Origin of the sequence: Roseovarius mucosus (assembly GCF_002080415.1) — a bacterium.
Taxonomy (GTDB): Bacteria; Pseudomonadota; Alphaproteobacteria; order Rhodobacterales; family Rhodobacteraceae; genus Roseovarius; species Roseovarius mucosus_A.
The window spans coordinates 1,539,177-1,562,726 of record NZ_CP020474.1 but is presented as its reverse complement, the minus strand read 5'-3'; the positions used below and the strand labels follow the sequence as shown (position 1 = coordinate 1,562,726).

Genomic DNA, 23,550 nt, shown 5'->3' with positions numbered 1-23,550 from the left:
TTCATTGGATCATGGGTCAAACGGCATTTGAGCGAAAGGACGTGAAATGACCATGAAGAGCCTTGGCGACCCATTTTCAGAAAAGAATGACCTGCGCCACGGCGCGTCCTGCGGGTGCGACACCTGCAATGGCGCGCAGCATGACGTGACCGCGCGGGCGATGTCCTCTGAAGCGATGCTAGAGCGCGCGGTCGAAAGCGCCGTGGTGCGGTCGGTGTTCGGTCACAGCGATATCGGGCGGCGGTCGTTCATGGGGATGATGGGCGGCGGTACGGTTGCGGCGGCGCTTGCGTCGGTGTTTCCGCTTGATGCAGCCAAGGCAGCAATCCTCGACAATCTTGGCGCGCCGGAAAAGACAGACCTCAACATCGGGTTCGTGCCGATTACCTGCGCCACGCCGATCATCATGGCGCAGCCCTTGGGCTTTTACGAGCGCTACGGATTGAACGCGAGTGTCATCAAAACCGCCGGTTGGGCTGTGGCGCGCGACAAGTCGCTGTCAGGGGAATATGACGCGAGCCATATGCTGACGCCGATGCCTCTGGCGATGACACTTGGCGCAGGCTCGACCGCTGTGCCATACATCATGCCCGCCGTTGAAAACATCAACGGGCAGGCCATTGTCCTGTCGAACGAGCATCTGGACAAGCGCGACCCCAAGCAATGGAAGGGATTCACCTTTGGGGTGCCGTTCGAATACTCTATGCACAATTTCCTTTTGCGCTATTACGTGGCTGAACACGGGCTTGATCCCGATGTGGATATTCAGATCCGTGTGGTGCCGCCGCCCGAAATGGTCGCCAACCTGCGCGCCGGGAACCTTGATGGCTATCTCTCGCCAGATCCGTTCAATCAGCGCGCGGTTTGGGAAGGGATCGGCTTTATCCATCTGCTGACCAAAGAGATCTGGGAGGGGCACCCCTGCTGCGCCTTTGCCGCGCCGCTGAGTTTCGCCACGGAGTTGCCCAACACCTATGGGGCGTTGCTCAAGTCGATCATTGACGCCACGCAATATGCGTCCAACCCAGAGAACCGCATTGAAATTTCCGAGGCCATCGCGCCGACGAATTATCTCAACCAGCCGGTCGAGGTGATCCAGCAGGTTTTGACCGGCACATTTGCCGATGGCTTGGGTGCGGTGCAGCAAGTGCCAGATCGGATTGACTTTGATCCTTTCCCTTGGCATTCGATGGGCGTTTGGATTCTGACCCAGATGAAGCGGTGGGGCTATATCGAGAACGATATTGACTACAAGGCTGTGGCCGAACAGGTCTATTTGGCTGCCGATGCCAAGAAGGTGATGAACGATCTGGGCTATGACGCGCCCGACATCACCTACAAATCGCACATCATCATGGGCAAGACATTCGATCCGGCAGAGCCGGAGGCCTATGTCAAAAGTTTCGCCATCGGGAAGGGTTAAGCGATGTCGACACTGTCGCTAAATCAACGCGCCCTGCTTTTGTCGGTGGTGATACTCTTTGTCGGGCTGTTCCTCTGGGAGATGTCAATTCCGGCGCAAAAAGCCGTGGGCGAGTTGACGGAATACGAGCGGCTGACTGGCGGGGGGGCGCAAAAGGCAGGTGTGCCACCTCCGTCACAGGTATTGGCCAAGGCGTGGGAAGAACTGAGCAATCCGTTCTACGATGCTGGACCCAATGACAAGGGGATCGGGATTCAGATCGGATATTCGATCTACCGGGTGCTGTCGGGCTATCTGATGGCGGCGGTGGTGGCGATACCGCTGGGGTTCCTGATCGGCATGTCGCCGGTCGCCTACAAAGCGCTCAACCCGTTCATTCAGGTGCTGCGCCCGATATCGCCGCTCGCGTGGATGCCGCTGGCTTTGTTCGTCATCCAAGACAGCGAGGCGAGCGCGATCTTCGTAATCTTCATCTGCTCGATCTGGCCCATGTTGATCAACACCGCCTTTGGCGTGGCAGGTGTGCGACTGGATTGGGTTAATGTCGCACGGACGCATGAACTGGGGCATTTCAAGACCGCCTTTACGGTGATCCTGCCTGCGGCCGCACCGACCATCGTGACCGGCATGCGTATCTCTATCGGCATCGCGTGGCTTGTCATCGTCGCCGCCGAGATGCTCGTGGGGGGGACGGGTATCGGGTATTACGTCTGGAACGAGTGGAACAATCTTGATCTGACCTCGGTCATCTTTTCGATCCTGATGATCGGCATTGTCGGCATGATGCTGGATGCGGCCTTTGCCACGCTCCAGCGCGCCGTGGCCTATGCGGAATAAGGAGCCGTGAGATGAACAAACCGTTTCTGTCGATTGAGAACCTGACCCAGTGTTATCCGGATGGCCAAGGCGGCACGATGACCGTTTTTGAAAACGCGACCTTCGGGGTTGAGAAGGGTGAATTCGTTTGTATCCTTGGGCATTCGGGCTGTGGCAAGTCCACCATCATGAACATTCTTGCGGGCCTTGCAGAGCCGACAAGCGGTGTGGTCAAGATGGATGGGTTCGAGGTGTCGGGCCCCAGCCTTGATCGGGGCGTGGTGTTTCAGAACTATTCCCTGCTGCCTTGGCTGAGCACACTCAAAAACGTGAGCTTTGGGGTCGCCGCGCGGCATCCGGATTGGTCCAAGGCCAAGGTGCTGGACCATTCCCGCGAGTATCTGGCGATGGTCGGGCTTGAGGGCGACGTGATCCACCGCAAGCCCAGCCAATTGTCGGGGGGCATGCGGCAGCGGGTGTCGATTGCCCGCGCCTTTGCCAATCATCCCAAGCTCTTGTTGCTGGATGAACCGTTTGGCGCGCTCGATGCGCTGACGCGGGGGACCATTCAGGATGAGTTGCTCAAGATATGGGGCGGCACCGGGCAGACCGTGTTTATGATCACCCATGACATCGACGAGGCGATCCTTCTGGCAGATCGTATCCTGCTCATGACCAACGGTCCCTTTGCCCGTGTGGCGGAATCGGTCGAGATCACGATCCCGCGCCCACGCAACCGGACCGAGATCGTGGAACATCCCAACTACTACCCGATCCGCAACCATCTGGTGCAGTTCCTTGGCAAGCGGTCCAAGGAATTGGCGGGGCAGGTATCCGACGGCGCGGCACAGACGCCCGAGACTGTGCGGATTGACCACGCACGACCCGAAGACGAGACCGGCGAGGCCCTGCGGCTACGCGCCGTGAACCTGTGACACCAATTTTCACCTGAGATCAAACGAATGGAGGACACTATGAAAGACACTGTGACTATGCCCGCGCTGATGACCAAGGAGGATGTAACCACCCTGATCCTGATCGCGAAGAAAAAGACCGGGATGAAATGGGAAGAGATTGCTGAGGGCATCGGCATGTCGCCCGTCTGGACCCATTCGGCCTGCATGGGCATGAACACCATGCCCAAGGCCAAGGCCGAGGCGCTCGTTGCGTTGCTGGATCTGCCGGAGGAGGCGGTTTCGGTGCTGGAGGAGTATCCGACCAAGATCTGGGAACAAGCGGTGCCAACAGACCCGTGTATCTACCGCCTCTACGAGATTGTGGGCGTTTACGGCCCCACGATGAAGGCGTTGATCCAAGAAGAGTTTGGCGACGGTATCATGTCGGCGATTGATTTCGACATGAAGATCACCCGTGTCGCAAACCCCAAGGGGGACCGCGTCAAGGTTGAGATGTCGGGCAAGTTTCTGGGGTATAATTCCTGGTAATACGGGTCATCCTTTTATCTGGCCCGGCGATTGAAGCCGGGCCAGACGTGCAGACAAGCAACGCCTCCACGCCTCAGAGGGTGGGGGATGCGCTGAGGATATAGAGCTTGCGCATATGCTCGTGGATCACCCATTCGCCGGTCCATCCCTGCGGCAAGACAAGTAGATCACCCGGACCGATATCGCGCGTTCCCTGCCCATCGGCATTCGTGACCGAGGCGCGGCCAGAGATGATATGGCAATATTCGCCCATTGCGGTGCGGTCGGCGGTGAAATGCCCCGGCGTGCATTCCCAAACGCCAATCTTCGTATGGCCATCGGCAGAGGCCCAGAGTTGCGCCGAGGCTTCCTCTTGTCCCGGTGTGAGGCTGGTCGGTTTCGGGGCAAAGGCGCCAACCGGCTGAGTGGCGAGGCTTTGATACGTCTTGAGGTCGATCATTTGGGTCTCCAAAGGTTCTTGTCGGTATCGCTATGTGACGCTGCGCGCGTGTCAGTGTTTCTTGTCTTGGCCGAATACTTGCACCAGCACCATCATCACGGTGGTCACAAGGATCATGATCGTCGAAATGGCCGCAATGGTCGGGTCAATCTGATCGCGCAGCGCGTTGAACATGTTGCGTGTCAAGGTTGGGTTGTCGCCGCCAGAAATGAACATTGCCACCACAACCTCGTCAAACGAGGTGAGGAAGGCCAAAAGCGCGCTCGTGACCACCGCAAACCGAATCTGCGGCAGGGTCACGGTAAGAAATGCCTTCCAGCGCGGGGCACCTAGGCTGCGGGCGGCCTGTTCTTGGCTCATGTCGTAACCTTTGAGGGCGGAGCCGGTGACGATCGCCACCAGCGGCAGCGCTAGCACGGTATGGGCCAGAACCAATCCGGTTATGGTGTAAAGAAGATTGAGCTTCACATAGGCGTAGAACGCCCCAATCGCCACCAGCACCAGCGGCACCATCATCGGTGTGATCATCAGGACAAAGGCAACCCTGACAAAGGCAAACCGAGAGCTATGCAGCCCATAGGCCGCCAGAACCCCAATCGGCGTCGCCACGATCATGGTCAGAAAGGCCGTCTGAAAAGAGGTCCGCGCCGCCTGCATCCATTCGCTTGAGCCAAAGAAATTATCATACCAGCGGGTTGACCAGACCTCGGGTGGAAACTCCAGATATTGACTGTCCGAAAAGGACATCGGGATCACGATCAATGTGGGCGTGACTAGCAAGATCATCACGATCACCGCAAAGACATAGAGCCACAGGCGTTGGCCATGGGTGACTTGCGTGTCGGTCGCCGGGGAATTGAGCCAGTTGCGCATCAGTGCCCGCCTCCGGTCATCCGGTCGAGGTTCAGAAACCGGGATGCGACCCAGAGGATCGCCACAGTCAGGATCAGCAGCACCACGCCCAAGGCACTGGCCGCGCCCCAATTCACGAATAACTCGATGTTCGAGACGATCTGCATCGACACCATAATCACCTTGCCCCCGCCCAGCACCGCCGGGGTGACAAAGAAGCCAAGGCAGAGGATGAACACCATCAGCGCCCCGGCAAAAAGCCCCGGCGCGGTGAGTGGAAAAAAGACCGTCCAAAACGCCACCCGTGGGCTTGCCCCAAGGTTGGCCGCCGCCTTGAGGTAATCGCGGTCAATCGCCTTCATCGCGCCGTAAACTGGCAGGATGAGAAATGGCAGCATGATATGCACCATGCCGATCAACGTGCCGGTCATGTTGTGAACGATCTTGAGTGGTTCATCCCAGAGGCCAAGCGAGATGGCCCAATTGTTGATCAATCCCTGTTTCTGCAACAGCACCAGCCACGCATAGGTCCGCACCAAAAGTGAGGTCCAGAACGGCAAGAGCACGGTAATCAGGCACAGATTTGCAAGGCGGCTTGGCAGCTGCGACATGAAATAGGCAAAGGGATAGCCGATCAGGATGCACAGCCCGGTGGTCAACAGGCTGACCTGAAAGGTGGTGATGAAAATGCGCAGATAAGAGCGGCGGCTGATCATGCGCTCGTAATTCTCAAGCGAGAATTGCCCGTTTGCCCCGATGAACGAGACATAGAACAACCAGCCCACGGGAATGACCAGCACCACGAGAATAAGCAGGATTGCCGGTGAACTCAGACCAAAAAGCGTCAGCCGCTCTAACCGCTCGTCACGGCGCAGCCCAGCGGCATTGAGGGGCGCTGTCTGCATGCTCATGTTTGGCTTCCGTCGATCAACACTGTGTCTTCGGGTGCCAAGGTCAGGGTCACGCGGTCACCAAGCTGGGGCAGGGACGTTGCATTGCTGCCGCGCACCGCTCCGCGCAAAGCCACCATTTCGCCCGTGTCCAACCGCGCGTGCAGCAAGAAGCTGTCGCCCTGATAGACCACATCGGTCGCGGTGGCGGCAAAATTATTGGCCCCCTCACGCGGTCCACCCGAAGAGAGCACGATGCGTTCGGGGCGGATCATCAGTTGAAGTTCGGGCGTGTCGGGCAAGGGGCCTGCATGGATCAGCGGCACCCCGCCAAAGGTCACGTCAGCGCCCAAACGGTTCACCCTCAGAAACGTGGAATCGCCGATGAAATCCGCCACAAACCGATTTGCGGGGTGTTCATAGAGATCGCGGGGGGTTGAGAGCTGCATGATGCGCCCATGGTTCACCACGGCGATCCGATCGGACATGGTCAGCGCCTCGCGCTGGTCATGGGTGACATAGACCGTGGTCATGCCAAGCTGTTCGTGCAGATGCCGCAACTCGATCTGCATCTGGTCGCGCAGTTTCTTGTCGAGCGCGGATAGCGGTTCATCCATCAACAGGATGCGGGGTTCAAACACAATGGCGCGCGCCACCGCGACTCGTTGCTTTTGCCCACCAGAGAGCTGGTCGACGCGACGATTGCCATAGCCGCCAAGCTGCACCGTTTCCAGCGCCCGCTCGACCCGTTCCGCGATCTCTGCCTTGGGGCGTTTGCGCAGACGCAAGGGATAGCCCACATTGCCCGCTACGGTCATATGCGGGAAAAGCGCATAGCTCTGAAAGGTCATGCCGACCTCGCGCAGATGTGGCGGGGTGCGGATAACTTCGCGGTCGCCAAACTTGAGACTGCCGCAATCGGGCCGGGTAAATCCCGCAAGCACCATCAAAAGCGTTGTCTTGCCAGACCCAGACGGCCCCAGAAGTGTCAGAAACTCACCGCTTTTGACCTCTAGCGACACATCGTCGAGGGCATGCACCGCTCCGTAGGTCTTGGTGACGTTCTGCACCGATATCGGCAGCGCTTCTGTGGCGGTATTGGTCAATTGCTGCCCTCCGAGTGGTCTATTGGCGCAGACGGGCGCCGTAGCGCCCGTCTGGTCTTGTGTTGGGGCTTTGGTTACTCAGTCAGCATTTCCTGATACATCTCGGCGGCGACGGTTTCCCATTTTGCATACCATTCCAGAGAGATTGGCAATTGCATGGCCGCATTCTCGGGCGAGGAGGGCAGGCCGGCCGCAACCTCTGCGCTGATCTCACCTGTGTCATAGGCAGATTTGTTGGTCGGGCCGTAGGTGATGTATTTCGGCAGATCGTCCTGATACTCGGGTTTCGAGATTTCAGCGAGGAACTGCATCGCTGCATCCTTGTTCGGCGCACCTTTGGGGATTGCGAAACAGTCGTAATCCAGCAGCGCCTGATTGAAGCTGTAATCTACCTTGGCCCCATCCGCCGCAGCGGTATCAAAGCGGCCATTCCAGCCAGTGGTCATGTCGACCTCGCCATCCTTCATCAACTGGGCGTGCTGCGCACCAGAGGACCAGAAAACCGAGATATTGGGCCGCAGCTCGCGGATCTTGTTGAGCGCGCGCTCGATCCCCTCTTCCGAACTCAACACCTCATAAACCTGATCCATCGGCACGCCATCGGCCATCAGCGCCGGTTCAAGTGCGCCCGCAACTGAACCGCGATAGGCGCGCGAGCCGGGGAATTTCTCGGCGTCAAAGAAATCCGCCCAGCTTTGCGGCCCGTTCTCGCCATAGGTGTCGGTGTTCCAAGCATAGACCGTCGAGAACACATCGCCCCCGACGCAATACTCGGAATAGAGGTTGGGATAAAAGTTGGACACGTCGATCACGTTGTAATCCAGAGGTTCCAAAAGCCCTTCTGCCCCGGCCCGCGCCGCAGAACCGGACCCACTGGCCACGATGTCGAACGTCACCTGCCCGGTTGAAACTTGCAGGCGGACATCGGCCATCCCGCCATATGTTTCCTGCTTGACCGTAACCCCAGTTGCCGCAGAAGCCGGTTCGAACAAGGCTTTGCTCTGTGCGTCCTGATAGGACCCGCCCCAAGAAGCGATGGTGATTTCCGTGCCCTGAGCGACAGCACCGCTCGCAAGCAGCGTGGCAGCGACGGTAAGTGAAAATGTCTTTCTCATCTTGTTTTTCTCCTGTTGGAATGCCGCGAAATGGCAGTACGTGCCGATTTTTATCATGTTTCGCTGGCTCGGCATGTGCAGCGAAAGTTCAAAGTCAGGATGGATCCGCGACCATCGCCCGCCGGGTCTGTCTCTTGTCCATCCAGCGATACCAAGCGACCGTTGCGGGAAGAAACCACGGCTTGCCTGTATAAAGCGGGCGGGTTGGGTGTGGCACGTCGTCAAAGGCGGTCTTGCCCTCGGCGAGTCCCAGCACCTTTTGGCCGGTGCGCATGCCCAAATACCCCGCCATCGAGACACCAGACCCGCAATAGCCCATGGCGTAATGCACCCCGTCGTGAACGCCGGTATGCGCCAATTCATCGAAGCTGTAGGCCACCGTGCCATGCCAGGAATGCGAAATTGCGCAGTCCTTCAATTGCGGAAAAATGCGGGTCATGCTTTCAAACAAGAGCGGCGCGCTGACCGACGTATCGGTTTCCGCCGCAGAGACGCGGCCGCCGAACAGGACACGCCGCCGATCCGGTGAAGCGCGGTAATAATAGAGCACTTTGCAGGTATCGCTGGCGATCCGGTCGGTCGGGAACAACTCGTCGATCAGGCTCTCTGGTAATTCTTCTGTGGCGATGATGTAGCTGCCGATTGGGATCACCCGCCGTTGCATCCACGGGGTCAACGCGCCGGTATAGCCATTGGTGGCAACGATCACATCCCGCGCGCGCACCTCGCCATTGGCGGTCTGCACACGGAAACCGGACCCCGTATTCTCAATCTTGCCAACGGGGCAATGCGCAACCACCTCGACGCCAGCGTTGAGTGCCGCCATCAACAGGCCACGATGATATTTGGCGGGATGCAGCGCGCAGTGTTTCGTAAACACCACCCCGCCGTGATAGAAATCTGTGCCCATCTCGCGATGTTGTTCGGCGCGGGGCACGGCAAAGCTCTCGATGCCTTCGCCTTTTTGCATTTGCTCCGCGTCGCGCACCAACATTTCGTAATGCGCGGGGGTGTGAGCGGCGTGAAACCGGCCAACGCGCTTGAAGTCACAGGCTATCCCCTCTTGGTCGATGAACTCACCGATCCATTTCAGCGCCCGCTCTCCCTCGCCACGCAGCGCGCGGGCCTTTTGTGCCCCAAATTTGGCGGTCAGCTTTTCCAGTGATGGCTTTACGCTGGTGCTGATCTGTCCGCCATTACGGGTGCTGCATCCAAAGCCTGCGGCCTCGGCGTCGATCACCACCGTTTTGCGACCGCCACACGCCGTAGCGATAGCCGCGCTCAGCCCGGTATAGCCCGACCCCACGATCAGCACATCCGCATCACGCGGCGGATCCACAGGTAACACAGGCATCGGGCCAACCTGATCATGCCAATAGGGATGGTGCCGAGTCGATCCGGGTGAAGTGCGGTCCATCGCGTTACTCCGTTTGCAGGGCAAGCCAATGTGGCACCCTACAGATGCAAGGTCTAACGCTAGGGCAGAATTGGACGTTCTTTCATATCCAATTTGACAAAAAAATCAGACCAATTTCACCTCAGGACAGGTAGGGTCCGTAGGGTTTCCATCCCGCGCCGAATGTCCTCGGGGGCTGCGCTGCCAAATCCGAAGACTAGGCCGGATCGGTCAATCGGGCTGAGGCAGTATTTCGAAAGCGGGGCCAGAACAACGCCGCGTTCCGCCGCCTGTGCCACGACCGCTTGCGCGTCAATTCCTGGCGCAAGATAGGCTGGCGTGTGGAATCCGCTGGCGGTTTCCTGAAGTGTGATACAGTCGGGCAGGATGCGGCTTTCCTCCATCAGCGCCTCATAGCGCGCCTTGTAGAGCCGCCGCATCAGCCGGATATGGGTGGCAAAATGGCCCTCGTCCATGAAATCAGCAACGGTTGCCTGCGTTGCCGTGGGCGGACCGCTGGCCCAGAACCGGAACATGCGATCAAAGGCTTCGGTCATCCGCTCTGGCACAAGAACAAAGCCCAGCCGAAGCGATGGAAAGAGCGACTTTGAAAAGGTGCCGACATAGATCACGCGGCCAGAGGTATCCGTACTGCGCAGCGCCGGTTGGGGCGCGTTGCCATAGTAGAATTCCCCGTCATAGTCATCCTCTACGATCACCGCCTGCGCTGCGTCCGCCGCCTGCAACAGCTCGAACCGGCGTGCCAAAGACATGACATGGCCCAAAGGCTGTTGGTGCGATGGTGTGACAAACGCCATGCGGAAATGCGGGGCCTTGGCCAAGCCGTCGGCCACGATCAATCCGTCCTGATCCACGTCGACAGGCACCAGTTCGGCCCCTTCCGACAAGAGCGCATTGCGCGCGCCCGAGGCACCGGGGTTTTCCATCCAGACCCGATCACCGGGATTGAGCAACAGCCGCCCGATCAAGGCAAAGGCATGCTGTGCGCCAGACGTGATGAAAATCTGCTCGTGGTGACACTGAATCCCCTTGAGCACGCTCAGATGGGTGGTGATCGCCCGGCGCAAAGGCTCATACCCCTTTGGCTGACCATAGCCCATCACCGCCCCGCGTGCGCCCCGCAGGTGCCGCGCCGAAAGCCGCGACCAATGCGCCAGCGGAAAAGCGTCGAGTGCCGGCAGCGCCGTAACAAAGGCGCGGGCCTCATGGGGCAACCAAGTGCGTTGGGCATAGCTCTTTTCGGCATGGTTGATGGCATAGGACACGCGGGGCTGTTGGGCCGTGGTATCCAAGGCGGTGGTCAGCACGGGGACTGAGGGCTGATGTTCCAGTGTGTCGCTGACAAAAGTGCCAGAGCCCACTTGCGACACCAGCATGCCCTCGGCAACCAGCCGGTCAACGGCGTCGATTACCGTGGTGCGCGATACGCCGGTTTCGCGCGCCAGCGTGCGCGTCGCAGGCAGGCGGTCGCCCGCTCGCAAACCGCCCGACAAGATGATATCGCGCAACGCCATGTAAAGTTGCACGCTCATGCCCTTGCGCGACGAGCGGTCGAGATGAATCGCGGACAAAAGCGCCCCTGCGGCCTGTTTCATGCGCAACTCCGACGCAATTGGTCTGCAGAGCGTACATGAATCGTGAGGGCGAGCAAGCCAATTGGCGCTCTCGGGGCGTCTCTACCTCTCGGAGACTTGATAGGTCGCAGAGTCGAGCCATGTCGGGCAAATCTCGACACCCCAGCCGGGGGCGTCTGTGACAATGGCATGACCCCCCTCAATTCGGTAGGGATCACCCAGAAATAGCCCCTCTTGCCAAGGGTAATACTCGGGCCCCTCAATCGAGAATTCGAGGTATTTTCCCGCGTTGGGAATGGCGCGCAACAGATGCATGGTGCACATCGTCACCAGTGACAGATTTGCGGCATGCGGAGTAACGGGCAGGCCAGCGCGCGCAGCCATCTGGCAGACCTGCAAGGTGCGGTGCATACCACCCATATACATCACATCGGGTTGCACGATATCGACTGCGCCCCGATCCAGCATCAACTGCCAACTGGAATATTCGCAATCCTGCTCGCCGCCCGCAACATCTAGCAAAAGCGCGGCCCGCACAGCGGCGGTCTGGTCATATTCCCAATAGGGGCAGGGTTCCTCGAAATGCCCGATGCCGTTATCCTGCAGCAGTTTGCCCACCTCGATGGCGCGGGCGGGAGAATAGCAGGAATTGCCATCGACCAGCTTTTCGATGCCGTCCCCCAAAGCCCGCGACACGGTCGGCACCACGGCTTCGGTCCTGCCCGGCCATTCATCGTGGTCGCGCCCAGCCTCAGCCCCGACGCGCCATTTGAAGGCGGTAAACCCCTTGTCATCCCGCAGGCGGCAAAAACGCTCGGCCTCATCCTCGGGGGTGATGTCGCGGCGCATGGAACTGGCATAGGCGCGCACCGGCCCCGGAGAGCCACCAAGCAGGGTTGCAACCGGCTTGCCCTCTAACTTGCCGCGCATGTCCCACAGCGCGGTATCAAGCCCGGTCATGGCGCGGCGCAGGTAACTGCCGGGATATTTCAACTCGCGCTCATAAATCAGATCAAGAGTATCGGCAAAGTCGAGTGCATCGGTCCCAAGCGCATGCGGCGCGATCTGGCGGTGAAAGATGGTGCAGGTGATATCGGCATTGTAGGTCGACACCTGCCCCCAGCCCTGTGCGCCGCTGTCCGTGGTCACGCGCACAAAACCCACGAATTCGTTGCAAAACGTCTCTAACCGCGCAATCCGCATGTCACTCTCCCGATGGTCTTGGGGTTCACGTTGCCGATAAAGCGGTTTGGAACAAGCGCCACTCTGGGATCAAATGCCAGTCCATTTCAATCTGCGATGTGCCCCGCGTTCAGGCCAGCTCGGACAGTGCGGCGATAAAGCTGGAAAACAACTCTCCTTGCGAGCTTACCCGCAGTTTCGCGTAGATGTTGCGGCGGTGAATGCGCACGGTGCCCGGTGAAATGCCCAAGGCGCGACCGGTGGCATCGGCGGAATGACCCTTGAGCACATATTCCACCACCTCTGCCTCGCGCGGGGTCAAAAGGTTGCGCCCAAGGCTCTGAAACGCGTCTTCAATCAGTTGCGGCAGGCGGGGGCCGTCTGTCTCGGGTCGTGCCGAGAATTGGGTGATCAGGCCACCCCACTGTTTCTGGGCGATGGCCGCGACAAAGGGAAAGGCGGCCTCAAGATCGCGGAACTCGCGGGCAGAGAAGACCTTGTGTTCGCGCATGGCGGAAATCACTACGCCAACCTCATCCCCAATATTGAGGATAAAGCCTATTTCTTCGGCAAGCCCGGTCTGGATGTAATAATTGCGGAAATATTCTGCTTGATAGAACCGATCCGGTGCCAGATCGCGCAACCGTGCGAGACGGGGCAACGTCGGGGCGGCGGCATTGAGATAGAAGGGATCCAGCAGATAGGGCCCCTCTTGATAGTCATCTACCATGACCTTGCGCTTGGCCGCGGGAAAATCATCATAAAGATCAAGAGGTTTGTGATCATGGTAATAGGCAAAGATTACGGTGAACTCATAGGGCACGATGCTGCGCAACGCTGTGGTGAGAGCCGAGGCAAACCCGGGCGTTCCAAGCGCCGAGACCGCGCGCGCGCTGGTTTCGAACCAATCTGACATTTGCGTTCTTGTCGTCATCTATGCTCTTTATGATATATACAACCGTCCGCGATTTTCTTACCGTTTTGTGATTGTATGGCATAGGCGCAGGGGCGCGGCAACACGAGAGGACCGGCATGCTGGATGCGAATGCCGAAGCGGGGATCAGGATGGGCGCGAGCCGGGAACAGGGGACGCACAGCACACAGGGCCATCCCTCGGACGAGGATTGCGTCGCAGAATTCGTCGGGGCCACCAAGCGGTTTGGCGCGGTGCTGGCAGCGGACCGGATCAACCTGCGTATCCGGCGTGGAGAGTTCCTGTCGTTCCTTGGCCCCTCGGGCTGTGGCAAGACGACGGCGTTGCGCATGCTGGCTGGGTTCGAGAGCCCGAGTGACGGCACGGTGCGGATCGACGGTCAGGATGTCAGCCGTGTGCCCGCCTATGCGCGCCCGGTGAACATGGTGTTTCAGCACTACGCGCTCTTCCCGCATATGACCGTGGCGCAAAATATCGGCTACGGATTGCGGCAGGTGCGGCCCAAACTGGCGAAATCCGAGATTGCCGCGAGGGTCGATGCCGCCTTGGCCAAGGTGCGGCTGGATGCGTTTGGCGCGCGGCGCACGTGGGAATTGTCGGGCGGGCAACAGCAGCGCGTGGCGCTGGCGCGGGCGATCATCAACGAACCCAAGCTCTTGTTGCTGGATGAGCCGATGGCGGCGCTCGATGCCAAGCTGCGCGGCGAGATGCAGCGCGAATTGCTTGATCTGCAACGCAGCCTTGGCATCACCTTTGTGCTGGTCACCCATGATCAGGAAGAGGCGCTGTCGATGTCGGACCGGATTTGCATCATGGGCGCGGGGCGGATTGCGCAGGTGGGCACGCCGCAGGATCTCTATGATCGGCCGCGCAATCGCTATGTGGCGGATTTCGTGGGCAAGGCGAATATCCTGAATGGCGAGGTTCTCTCGCGGGATGCAGGTCTGGCGCGCATCGCCCTTGCCGGTGGTGCGCAGGTGCTCGTGCCCGATACCGCGGGCGATACGCGTCGCCATGTCGAAATTGCGGTGCGTCCCGAGGCATTGCGCCTTGCCGTGCCGGGCGAGGCCCTGGGCGGGGATGCGATGCTGCGGGCACGGATCACCCACCGCACCTTTTTGGGGGATCATACCGAATATCTGATGCAGGCCGACGACATCGGCCCGCTTCAGGTCAATGTTCCGCGACAGGCCGAAAGAGCCTTGGGCGGGCAGGGGGTGGGCGATCAGGTCCATATCCTCTGGACGGCGGGCACCGGATTGGTTCTGGCCGCTGACGAGTGACGGATAACAACTGCACCACGTTCAACAAGGGAAACGAGACGATGACACAGGATAACACACCGATTTCGCGCAAGAAGTTCATTGAAGAACTGCGCCGCTACGAAAAGGGTTCGATCAGCCGACGGCAGTTTCTGGGCACAACGGGCCTTGGCACCGCGATGGCGGTTCTGGGGGGCGCGTTGCCGGGCCTGCTGCCGGGGCGCGCCATGGCGCAGGATCTGGGCGACCGCGTGGTTCTGGCAACCTGGCCCAATTATCACGACGCGGCAAACTTTGACCTCTTCGCCACCGAGACCGGCGTTTTCTCTCAGGTCAATGTGTTTGGATCGAATGAGGAAATGTTGGCCAAGATTCAGGCGGGTGGTTCGGGCTGGGACGTGTTCGTTCCAACCAACTATGCGATTTCCACCTATGTCGAGGCCGGTTTGATCGAGCCTCTGGATCTGTCGAAATTGCCCAATTACGACCCCGCCGCGTTTGATGCGCGCTTTGCCGATGCGGGCACGATTGATGGCAAGGTCTATGCCGTGCCGAAAAACTGGGGCACCACCGGCATTGCCTCGAACACCGCCAAGACCGGCGGCGTGGTCGATAGCTGGAAGACATTTTTTGACGGGGCCAAGGATCAGTTCGACGGGCGCGTCATGGTGCATGACTATCAACTGACCACCATCGGAAATGCGTTGGCCTATTTCGGCTATAGCTTTAATTCGGTTGATCCGGCGGAACTGGCCGAGGCTGAAAAGTTGCTGATCGAGGTCAAGCCGCATCTCTTTGCGATCTCCTCGGATTATCAGCCTGCAATGCGCAACGGCGATGCTTGGCTTACGATGTGTTGGACGGGGGATGGCAAGCAGCTCAATACTGACCTTCCCGAAATCGCCTTTGCCTTGGGCAAGGAGGGGGGCGAAATCTGGTCGGATTACTATGCCATTCCGGTTGGCGCGCCGCACCGCGAGGCGGCCTATGCGCTGATCGATTATCTGCTCGCGCCCGAGGTCAATGCGCGTGAGGCCTTGGCGCATGGCTATCCGGTGGCGGATGCGCGCACCAATGCGCTTTTGCCCGAAGAGTTGCTGAATGATCCCATCCTGTACCCGGCGGCAGAGGCGCTTAATGCGCTGGAGTTCGGCGCGGCGGTCACGCTGACCGATCCCAACCGCGCCGAATTGATGGCCCGGTTCAAGTCAGCCTGATCAGAGGACCAAGGGCGATGGCCATGACACGGACACGGGCGCGCGCGCTGCTGCTGATGCCTGCGGGCATCTGGTATGGTGTGCTGCTCTTGTTCCCTTTGGCCGTCGTCCTCGTTTTTTCCTTTGGCGAGCGAAATCCGATTGGCGGCTATGCGCCGGGCTTTACGTTGGAGCAATATGCCAACCTGCCCGCCCGGTTTGCCGCGTTTCGCAACACCCTGACATTGGCGCCGCTGGGCACGCTGGCGGCGTTATTCATTGCCTATCCGCTGGCCTATTATCTGGCGTTGAAAGTGTCGGCGCGATGGAAGACGACGCTGCTAATTCTGGTGATCGTGCCGTTCTGGACCTCGATCCTGATCCGGTCTTATGCGTGGATTTATCTGCTTGGGGGCAATGGTATCCCGGCGCTGTTGGAGGCGGTGGGGCTGGGCGATATCCGGCTGATCAACACACCCTTTGCGGTGCTGGTTGGGATTGTTTATGGCTATCTGCCGCTAATGGTCTTTCCCATCTACGTGGCCCTGGAAAAGCTGGATCGCAGCCTGCTCGAGGCGGCGGCGGATCTGGGCACGCCACCGTGGCGCAGTTTTCTACAGATCACTTTGCCGCTGTCGATGCCGGGCGTTTTGACAGGCTCTATGCTGGTGTTCATCCTGCTGACCGGCGAATTTCTGATCCCGGCCATTCTGGGTGGCGGAAAGGTGTTCTTTGTTGGCAATGCGCTGGTCGATCTCTTTTTGCAGTCGCGCAACTGGGCCTTCGGATCGGCAGTGGCGGTGGCGCTGATTGTGATCATGCTGATCGTGGTCGCTCTCTACAGTCGGGCGGTCCGGCGGTTTGGCGCGGGCCGCGACGATATCGGGCTGATGTGAGGATGTTATGAGAGCCTATGCCATTGCCGTCTTTGCATTTCTCTACCTGCCCATCGGGATCATTGCGCTGTTCTCTTTTTCTGCCGGGCGGTCGGCGAGTTCGATGCAGGGGTTCTCAACCGAATGGTATGGCCGCGCGCTGAGCAATCCCTTTGTGATGGAGGCGCTTTGGACCTCGATTAAGGTGGCGTTTCTGTCAGCGGTGTTGGCGACGGTCATGGGCACCATGGCGGCGCTGGCGCTTACCGGCATGCGGGGGCAGTTGCGGGTGTTTTTCGACACGCTGGTTCAGGTTGCGGTGATGATCCCCGGCATCGTGATCGGCATTGCCACGCTGATCGCATTGGTGACGGTGTTCGATCTGATCAATCCGTGGCTTGAGGCGATGAGTGGCCGCAGGCTGTCTTTGGGCATGGGGTCGCTTATCGGGCTGCATGGCATGTTCACCATGTCCTTGGTGATCCTGCTGGTGCGCGGGCGGCTTGAGAGTTTTGATCGCGCGCAGATCGAGGCCTCTGGCGATCTGGGGGCCGGTCCGGTGGCGACCTTTGTGCAAGTGACGCTGCCGCAGATCGCCCCTGCTATTCTGGCGGGGTTTCTGTTGGCCTTCACCTTCAGCTTTGACGATTTCATCATGGCCTTCTTTGTCGCAGGGTCCGAAACGACCCTGCCGATCTATATTTTTTCGTCGATCCGCCGGGGCGTGACGCCTGAAATCAATGCGATTGGCACGATGGTGATGGTGGCCTCGTTGACACTGTTGATCATCGCGCAAGTGCTGTTGCGGCCCGGTGCGCCGCGCGCAGGGCGCTGACCGAATGCAGGAGGCAGGGATGCTCAAGGATCGTATCGCACTGGTCACGGCGGCGGGGTCAGGGATTGGCCGGGCGGGGGCTGTTGCGATGGCCCGCGAGGGGGCGGTGGTCATTGTCACCGATCTGGATGGCGGACTGGCGCAAGAGACCTTGGCGCAGATCGAAGCGGCAGGCGGACGGGGGGCAGCCTTTGCGCTTGATGTGACAGAGGATGCGGCATGCGCTGCGATGGTCGCGCAGGTGGTCGCGGATTGGGGACGGATCGACGTCTTGCACAGCCACGCGGGTATTCAGATACCGGGGCGGGCCGAGGATGTGACACCTGCGCAGATGGATGCTGCTTGGGCGCTCAATGTGCGGGCGCATTTCGTTCTGTCGCGCGCGGTCATTGCCCCGATGCGCGCGCAGGGTGGCGGATCGGTGATCGTCACGGCCTCGAATTCCGGCTGTCAGTATGATCGGGGTATGGTGTCTTATGCCACGACCAAACATGCCGCCGTGGCGATGGTCAAACAGATGGCAGTGGATTATGCGGCCGAGAACATTCGCTTCAACGCGCTATGCCCCGGCTTTGTTGATACGCCGTTCAATGCCGGGTTCGAGACGCAGATGGGCGGGCGCAAGGCGCTCGAATCCTACGTTGCCGGGTCTATCCCGATGGGGCGATGGGCCAGTGTCGAAGAAATCGCGCATGGGATTGTTTATCTGGCCTCCGACCGCTCCAGCTTTGTGACCGGTCTGGCGCTTGTGATCGACGGCGGAGAGATGCTCTAGGTCGAAGAACCGGCGCGGTTGCACTGGCTATTTCGTTTCCGGGTGTCAGAGGGTAGAACTGAACGCATCAATTAACGGGAGAGTGCGATGCGCAGGGCTCTTATCATCGTTCTGGTCGGCCTTCTGTCTGGGGCACTCCTCGGAGCGGCCCCGGCGACTGCCGCCTCGCTTGGCCGGTTTGAGGTGCACGGCGTCGAGGGCGACGACATGCTCAAGATGCGGGCAGGGCCCGGTATTGGCTATGACGTGATCGTAGGCCTACCGAATGGCACGGTGCTGCGGGTGCATAGCTGTCAACAGACGGGCGGCACTCGCTGGTGTGAAGTATCACTGGAGCGGGCGCGTGGGCTGCGGGGGCATGTGTCTTGGGCCTATCTACGCAAGCTATGAGAAGCGCTTTGCCCATCGTCTTGGCGTTGCTGCTGTGCCTCGGGTTTGCGGTGTCGGGGGCCCGCGCGGGTGATGTGGCACCGCCGCCCGCTGGGCTGTTGTGGAACAAGACCGGCTTGCCTGCCGTTTTCCCCCTTCAGGTCAAAACCTTGCCAGGGCGTGATCATGTCGTCACTTTAATTGACGCCGAGACCGGAAAAGAGGCCTTGGCCGCCTATATCCGCGGCGGCGCGTTTTTTAGAGTGTTGGTCCCGCCGGGCGTATACCGGCTGCGATTTGCAAGTGGCAAGCACTGGCAGGGAGAGGCGTTGTTTTTTGGTGAGGGGCCTGACACTGAGGTCTTTGAACTGCGCCGGGTGTTGCGGTTCGAGACGCGCGGGCTGGGCACCAAAGCAGGGCATATCGTTGACCTGCGGGGCCGTGGTACAGAAGCGCAGATAACGGAGCAGCGTATCTGCCAATCCTTCCGGCCGGATTTCCCGCGGCCAATAATCCGTCCGCGCGAGGACAGGCGTGCAGTTGGCCCTGACTACGAAGTGCCGCAACGCCGCGACGTGCGATCCCGCTACTGCGGCTAGTGCCTACATCGCGAAAGCTTCCAACGAAAAGGTGAGAGGCTGGGCAGCGATCGTCACTTAACACGATCATCAAGCGAAGTTTGGGTTCTTAAAGCCACCCCACCGTATTCGATGTGGAATATTTACGTATTATCAAGGCCTTGCGCAAAGCCGGGGCCGCGCTGTTCTTGTCTTACCACATACTTGCGACTCGTCAGATCAGCATCAGGCCCAGGCATGATGTGTCAGGACCGCGCAGCGCGTCGGGCAAGTGCGGCGATAAGGTCTGTTCTTGTGACAATGCCAACGATTTTTCCGTACTCTATGACGGGAACAGCATCAGTATCACCATCTGCCATAATGGGGAGGAGTGCTCCGATCGGGGTATTGGTCGTCACGCGCGGGACTGCGACGCTCATGATGTCACTTGCCGTCATCGGTCCTGCTCGATCACGGTCCAAAAGGCGCTTAAAGGATGGCAAAAAGCCACGATGCAGGCGCAGCGCATCTTCTCTGGCTTGACTGATGAGATGCATCTGAAAGATGACGCCCAGGAATTTTGTGTCAGGCCCCACGACGGGAAGCGACGTGAATCGATGCTTTCTGAAGATATCCGCGATCTCACCAAGCGTGGTGTCTGGATTGGCCGTGACAAGATTGCGCGACATGATGTCCTGTGCCGTCAAGGGGCCTGCGGAATGCGCAGCGGCCTGAAGTTCCGCCGCACCGATGAGCCGAGCCAGATCCTCGACACCGAGGTTGAATGATTGACTGAAGCGTTCAAGGATGCTGGTCAACTCGCCTTCTGAAAGGCCAAGCCGCTCTGTAGGATTGCGATCTTCTGTGCGATGGTTGCTTGGATCATCGAATTGCCGGAACGGATAATGCCGCCCGGTAAGTCTCGCGTATCCAGTCGCGAGCACGACAAGCGCGGTTGTTCCGATTGCGATAGGGGCCAGGGCAAACCAGAAACCCAGATGTTCAATTGCCTCTGGCGACATGGCGGCAGTCATCGCCACGGCACCTGCCGGAGGATGCAGCGCGCGGCATAAGATTGTCGCCGTGATCGCAAGACCAACAGCCAATGCGATCCTGAGGGCGATGTCCCCCACGACAAGGCATACGGCCACCCCGACAAGAGCACCAACAGTGTTGCCGACTATGGCGGACCAAGGCTGTGCAAGGGGGCTATTTGGCACGGCGAACAAAAGGACAGCCGATGCACCAAAGGGGGCCACAAGAAACAGGCCCAGATCGAGATCAATCTGTGGCGACAGAAGGAAAAGCCCGGTCAGTCCGAGGCCAATGAGCGCTCCAACGCCTGCGCGCACAGCCTCCGCGCCGGAAACCCGGGCAACGGCTGGGCCGAGTGATCTCAGAATATGCAACTGCGCGACTCCCCTAAAAGATGTGCGCAGAGTTTCACCAGATTGTTACAGGTTCAATCAATCACACTGCGACACACCGGCTGTCTCTACATCAAGGCTAAGCCATGCGTCGCAAAAAGGATAGACGCGCGCGGGGCAGCACCCTATGCGATGGCCATGACCAATACCTCCTCCGCCTCCCCGTCGACCGACCGCATTCTAGCGGGTGTCGCCCTGATGCTTGGGTTTTGCGTGACAGCACCCCTCCTCGATGTGGCGGCCAAGCTGGCATCGACCAGCGTACCAGTAGGACAGATCACCGCCGCGCGATTTATCGTGCAATGCGCGCTGATGACGCCGTTTGTTTTGATCATGGGCCTGTCCCTGCGGGTGCCGCGCGCGCACTGGCTGGCACTGCTCTTTCGTGCGGTGCTGCTCTTTGTCTCCACCTTCTGCTTCATCGCTGCGATCCGCGTGATGCCACTGGCCGATGCGCTGGCGATTGTGTTCGTTGCCCCGTTCATCGTGCTTTTGGTGGGCAAGTTCTACTTGGGCGAAGATGTTGGCCCGCGCCGCGTGGGCGCCGCGATGGTGGGCTTTGTGGGCGTCCTCTTGGTGATCCAGCCCAGCTTCGCGGCCTTTGGCGCGGTGGCGCTGTTTCCGCTGGGCACGGCGGTTGGGTTTGCGTTCTACATTCTGGTGACACGCGGGCTGTCACGGCGGATGCATCCCGTCACGTTGCAGTTCCACACCGGCCTGATCGCCAGCCTGCTCTGCCTCCCGGTGGTGATACTGGCCGAGGGCACGGGGATTGAGATGCTCGATCCGGTCTGGCCAGAGGGCATTGCATGGCTGTGGTTGCTGGGGGTCGGTTTTTTCGCCACGCTGAGCCATATGATGATGACGTATGCGCTGTCCCTTGCTCCTTCGGCCACGCTGGCACCTCTGCAATATCTAGAGCTGCCGGTGGCGACATTGCTGGGCTATCTGGTGTTTCGCGATTTCCCCAATGCGCTTACCCTTACGGGGATTGCCATCATCATCGGTTCGGGCCTTTACATGATCCACCGCGAACGGGTCACGGCCCGCCAATTGATGACCGAACGCGCCGCGCCACCGATTTGACGCGGATAAGATTGCTTGTTGAGCTTAATGAGAGCCGCTCGCTCTTGTGTTCACAGTACTTCCCCCTGAGATTTTTCAAGGTAATCGAGACTCTCTGTCTCATTATTTGCGTGAAATCTCTTTAAATTCTACTCAAATTCTGTCTTTATGGAAGGGCCTCAACCGGGCCCAGAGCGACCAAGCCTTCCTAGGTCGGCAGGGGTTTGTGAGTGCCCCCGCATCCCCGGGCGCGACCTCCAGAACGCCCGGGGATCTCTGGCAAGATTACCCAAAACGAGCCGGATGCGATATCCCACCCTATCCTGCGGTGACGACCTAACTGTCGATGTTTCGCCTCAAATCGGAACGGACAAGTATTCTGAAACTTGCCGTGTTTCTGATCAATCTGCACCTCTGAAATCAAGATTTCGGGCGGGTGCAGTTTTTAGAAACTCAAGTGACCTTTGCGAAAACTCTGTGTGTAAACGAATGATATTAAACAAATAAATAATCTTGCAAAAATAAGCGTTCTGCTTGACGATTATTACAGGCTCAATTGCGAGTCTAAAAAGCCAATATGAGCAAAGAGGCTCTTCAACTGCGGTTCACACCGCGTTGAAGGGCCTTTTTTCGTTGCCGAATCAAACGGCTGCTCGGTTCCAACAGAGGAGAAGTCTGAATGAAACGTCGTGATTTTCTAGGAGGGGTCAGTGCGGTTGGGATGGGCAGTGCGCTTTCCGCCCCGGCACTTCTTTCGACGCTGAGCCGCGCCGCAGCGCAGGGCAGCGACATTCCCGTGGGTCTGCTTTTTTCCCTCACCGGAGCGGTGGCTGTTGTCGAAAGCACGCTGCATGATGCGGCCTTGATGGCGATTGAGGAAATCAATGCCGCCGGTGGTGTGCATGGCATGCAACTGCGTCCGATCATCGAAGATCCCGCCTCTGATCCCGCAACCTATGCCGACCGGGCGCGTCGTCTGATGATCCGCGACAAATGCGTCAGCGTGTTCGGCTCCTACACTTCGGCCAGTCGGCAGGCGGTTCTGCCGGTGACTGAGCAACGCAATAACCTTTACTGGTATCCGACGCTCTACGAGGGGCGCGAGTGCTCGCGCAACGTCATGTATGGCGGCGCTGTACCGAACCAGCAGCAGGACGATCTGATCCCCTGGGCGATCGAGAATTTCGGGCCGCGTTTCTACATGATCGGCAACAATTACGTCTATCCCAAGGAAGAGAACAATTACTGCAAGACCCTGTTGGCAAAGCATGGCGGCGAGGTGGTGCACGAAGAATATGTGCCGTTGGGTCATTCCGATTTCAGCTCGGTCATCAATCGCATCCGCGCCGAGGAACCAGACGTGATTTTTGCCACCGTGGTCGGTGATTCCGATGTGGCCTTTGCCCGGCAATATCATGCCGCAGAACTGGACCCGGCCAAGATGCCGGTCATCAGCCTTACACGCTCTGAGGTCGAGGTTAAGGCCATTGGCGGAGAGGCGGCTGCCGGTCACTTCTCGTCCGCGCCCTATTTCATGGGCACTCAGACGCCGGAAAACGAGCGCTTTGTCGAGGCATACAAATCCCGATATGGCGGGGATCAGGTGACGCATTTCGTCAGCGAAGCGGCCTACTTTCAAGTGTACCAATTCAAGGCCGCTCTAGAGAAGCTCGACCCGTCAAACATCACCCCAGAGGCGATCCGCGACGCCGCGGTTGGTCTGGCACTGACCGCCCCCCAAGGTGAGGTGCTGATTGATGAGAACCTGCACACCCATCTCTGGCCCAAGATCGGTCAGTGGCAAGCCAACGGTCAGGCCGAGGTTGTGGTTCAGTCCCAGAGCCGCGTCGCACCCCTGCCTTATGCCGCCTATGAGGGGCAGCGCTGCACGGGTCAGGGCCTCGTAGAAGGCTGAGCCGCAAGGCCGAACGTCGTCAACAACAAGAATACGGATCGCCCGGCCCCTCTATTTGGGCCGGGCCAGCGAGAGGCGTGT

23 protein-coding genes are annotated in these 23,550 nt (G+C 59.2%); 13 read left to right on the top strand and 10 right to left on the bottom strand.

Going from position 1 to position 23,550, the window contains the following annotated elements; all coding sequences use genetic code 11:
- Positions 1 to 46 precede the first annotated feature (46 nt).
- Genes ROSMUCSMR3_RS07670 through cynS form a run of 4 tightly spaced genes read left to right on the top strand, consistent with a single transcriptional unit; the run spans position 47 to position 3,684 of the window.
- Positions 47 to 1,423, top strand: coding sequence for a CmpA/NrtA family ABC transporter substrate-binding protein (locus ROSMUCSMR3_RS07670; protein ID WP_081506937.1), 1,377 nt, complete (start codon positions 47 to 49; stop codon positions 1,421 to 1,423).
- A gap of 3 nt (positions 1,424 to 1,426) precedes the next feature.
- On the top strand, positions 1,427 to 2,260 hold the full coding sequence (gene ntrB / locus ROSMUCSMR3_RS07665; protein ID WP_081506936.1) for a nitrate ABC transporter permease: 834 nt from the start codon (positions 1,427 to 1,429) through the stop codon (positions 2,258 to 2,260).
- Positions 2,261 to 2,271: 11 nt separating this feature from the next.
- On the top strand, positions 2,272 to 3,174 hold the full coding sequence (locus tag ROSMUCSMR3_RS07660) for an ABC transporter ATP-binding protein (protein WP_081506935.1): 903 nt from the start codon (positions 2,272 to 2,274) through the stop codon (positions 3,172 to 3,174).
- A 27-nt stretch (positions 3,175 to 3,201) separates the two neighbouring features.
- The gene (cynS, locus tag ROSMUCSMR3_RS07655; protein WP_008281549.1) at positions 3,202 to 3,684 is read left to right on the top strand and encodes a cyanase; all 483 of its coding nucleotides are present in this window, start codon (positions 3,202 to 3,204) and stop codon (positions 3,682 to 3,684) included.
- A 73-nt stretch (positions 3,685 to 3,757) separates the two neighbouring features.
- On the opposite strand, the gene ROSMUCSMR3_RS07650 is transcribed toward cynS, so the two are convergent.
- The 9 genes from ROSMUCSMR3_RS07650 to ROSMUCSMR3_RS07610 form a co-directional block, all read right to left on the bottom strand.
- Positions 3,758 to 4,123, bottom strand: coding sequence for a cupin domain-containing protein (locus ROSMUCSMR3_RS07650; protein ID WP_081506934.1), 366 nt, complete (start codon positions 4,121 to 4,123; stop codon positions 3,758 to 3,760).
- A gap of 51 nt (positions 4,124 to 4,174) precedes the next feature.
- Entirely contained in the window at positions 4,175 to 4,996 is an 822-nt protein-coding gene (locus ROSMUCSMR3_RS07645; RefSeq protein WP_081506933.1) for an ABC transporter permease, read from the bottom strand.
- Complete coding sequence (locus tag ROSMUCSMR3_RS07640; protein WP_008281553.1) at positions 4,996 to 5,886, bottom strand: ABC transporter permease; 891 nt, start codon at positions 5,884 to 5,886, stop codon at positions 4,996 to 4,998. The genes ROSMUCSMR3_RS07645 and ROSMUCSMR3_RS07640 overlap by 1 nt, the downstream gene beginning before the upstream one ends.
- A complete protein-coding gene (locus ROSMUCSMR3_RS07635) occupies positions 5,883 to 6,971 on the bottom strand; it encodes an ABC transporter ATP-binding protein (protein ID WP_081506932.1) in 1,089 nt (362 codons plus the stop codon). The genes ROSMUCSMR3_RS07640 and ROSMUCSMR3_RS07635 overlap by 4 nt, the downstream gene beginning before the upstream one ends.
- 74 nt (positions 6,972 to 7,045) lie before the next feature.
- Positions 7,046 to 8,086 carry a polyamine ABC transporter substrate-binding protein gene (locus tag ROSMUCSMR3_RS07630; RefSeq protein ID WP_081506931.1) on the bottom strand — a complete coding sequence of 347 codons (1,041 nt, stop codon included), beginning with the start codon at positions 8,084 to 8,086 and terminating at the stop codon, positions 7,046 to 7,048.
- A gap of 94 nt (positions 8,087 to 8,180) precedes the next feature.
- On the bottom strand, positions 8,181 to 9,440 hold the full coding sequence (locus tag ROSMUCSMR3_RS07625) for an NAD(P)/FAD-dependent oxidoreductase (protein ID WP_081508574.1): 1,260 nt from the start codon (positions 9,438 to 9,440) through the stop codon (positions 8,181 to 8,183).
- Between the two features lie 179 nt (positions 9,441 to 9,619).
- The gene (locus tag ROSMUCSMR3_RS07620; protein WP_081506930.1) at positions 9,620 to 11,098 is read right to left on the bottom strand and encodes a PLP-dependent aminotransferase family protein; all 1,479 of its coding nucleotides are present in this window, start codon (positions 11,096 to 11,098) and stop codon (positions 9,620 to 9,622) included.
- An 81-nt stretch (positions 11,099 to 11,179) separates the two neighbouring features.
- Positions 11,180 to 12,280 (bottom strand): mandelate racemase/muconate lactonizing enzyme family protein, encoded by a 1,101-nt coding sequence (locus tag ROSMUCSMR3_RS07615; protein ID WP_081506929.1) that lies wholly within the window; start codon positions 12,278 to 12,280, stop codon positions 11,180 to 11,182.
- A 109-nt stretch (positions 12,281 to 12,389) separates the two neighbouring features.
- Positions 12,390 to 13,193, bottom strand: coding sequence for a helix-turn-helix transcriptional regulator (locus ROSMUCSMR3_RS07610; RefSeq protein ID WP_237183553.1), 804 nt, complete (start codon positions 13,191 to 13,193; stop codon positions 12,390 to 12,392).
- A 98-nt stretch (positions 13,194 to 13,291) separates the two neighbouring features.
- Here ROSMUCSMR3_RS07610 and ROSMUCSMR3_RS07605 point away from each other — a divergent pair, with 98 nt between their 5' ends.
- From ROSMUCSMR3_RS07605 to ROSMUCSMR3_RS07575, 7 genes are all read left to right on the top strand, one after another.
- Complete coding sequence (locus ROSMUCSMR3_RS07605) at positions 13,292 to 14,476, top strand: ABC transporter ATP-binding protein (protein ID WP_081506927.1); 1,185 nt, start codon at positions 13,292 to 13,294, stop codon at positions 14,474 to 14,476.
- 41 nt (positions 14,477 to 14,517) lie between these two features.
- Positions 14,518 to 15,672 carry an ABC transporter substrate-binding protein gene (locus ROSMUCSMR3_RS07600; RefSeq protein ID WP_050775777.1) on the top strand — a complete coding sequence of 385 codons (1,155 nt, stop codon included), beginning with the start codon at positions 14,518 to 14,520 and terminating at the stop codon, positions 15,670 to 15,672.
- A gap of 17 nt (positions 15,673 to 15,689) precedes the next feature.
- Positions 15,690 to 16,547 carry an ABC transporter permease gene (locus ROSMUCSMR3_RS07595; protein ID WP_008281562.1) on the top strand — a complete coding sequence of 286 codons (858 nt, stop codon included), beginning with the start codon at positions 15,690 to 15,692 and terminating at the stop codon, positions 16,545 to 16,547.
- A gap of 7 nt (positions 16,548 to 16,554) precedes the next feature.
- Entirely contained in the window at positions 16,555 to 17,361 is an 807-nt protein-coding gene (locus tag ROSMUCSMR3_RS07590) for an ABC transporter permease (RefSeq protein ID WP_081506926.1), read from the top strand.
- A 4-nt stretch (positions 17,362 to 17,365) separates the two neighbouring features.
- Positions 17,366 to 18,136 carry an SDR family NAD(P)-dependent oxidoreductase gene (locus ROSMUCSMR3_RS07585; RefSeq protein WP_081506925.1) on the top strand — a complete coding sequence of 257 codons (771 nt, stop codon included), beginning with the start codon at positions 17,366 to 17,368 and terminating at the stop codon, positions 18,134 to 18,136.
- An 87-nt stretch (positions 18,137 to 18,223) separates the two neighbouring features.
- A complete protein-coding gene (locus ROSMUCSMR3_RS07580; protein WP_081506924.1) occupies positions 18,224 to 18,526 on the top strand; it encodes an SH3 domain-containing protein in 303 nt (100 codons plus the stop codon).
- A 20-nt stretch (positions 18,527 to 18,546) separates the two neighbouring features.
- Entirely contained in the window at positions 18,547 to 19,104 is a 558-nt protein-coding gene (locus tag ROSMUCSMR3_RS07575; protein WP_237183552.1) for a hypothetical protein, read from the top strand.
- A gap of 224 nt (positions 19,105 to 19,328) precedes the next feature.
- Here the strand turns inward: ROSMUCSMR3_RS07575 and ROSMUCSMR3_RS07570 are convergent, their stop codons facing one another.
- Complete coding sequence (locus ROSMUCSMR3_RS07570; RefSeq protein ID WP_081506922.1) at positions 19,329 to 20,471, bottom strand: HPP family protein; 1,143 nt, start codon at positions 20,469 to 20,471, stop codon at positions 19,329 to 19,331.
- A 156-nt stretch (positions 20,472 to 20,627) separates the two neighbouring features.
- Here ROSMUCSMR3_RS07570 and ROSMUCSMR3_RS07565 point away from each other — a divergent pair, with 156 nt between their 5' ends.
- Positions 20,628 to 21,575 (top strand): DMT family transporter, encoded by a 948-nt coding sequence (locus tag ROSMUCSMR3_RS07565; protein WP_037298130.1) that lies wholly within the window; start codon positions 20,628 to 20,630, stop codon positions 21,573 to 21,575.
- Positions 21,576 to 22,233: 658 nt separating this feature from the next.
- Positions 22,234 to 23,469, top strand: coding sequence for a transporter substrate-binding domain-containing protein (locus ROSMUCSMR3_RS07560; protein ID WP_037297995.1), 1,236 nt, complete (start codon positions 22,234 to 22,236; stop codon positions 23,467 to 23,469).
- Positions 23,470 to 23,550: the final 81 nt, after the last annotated feature.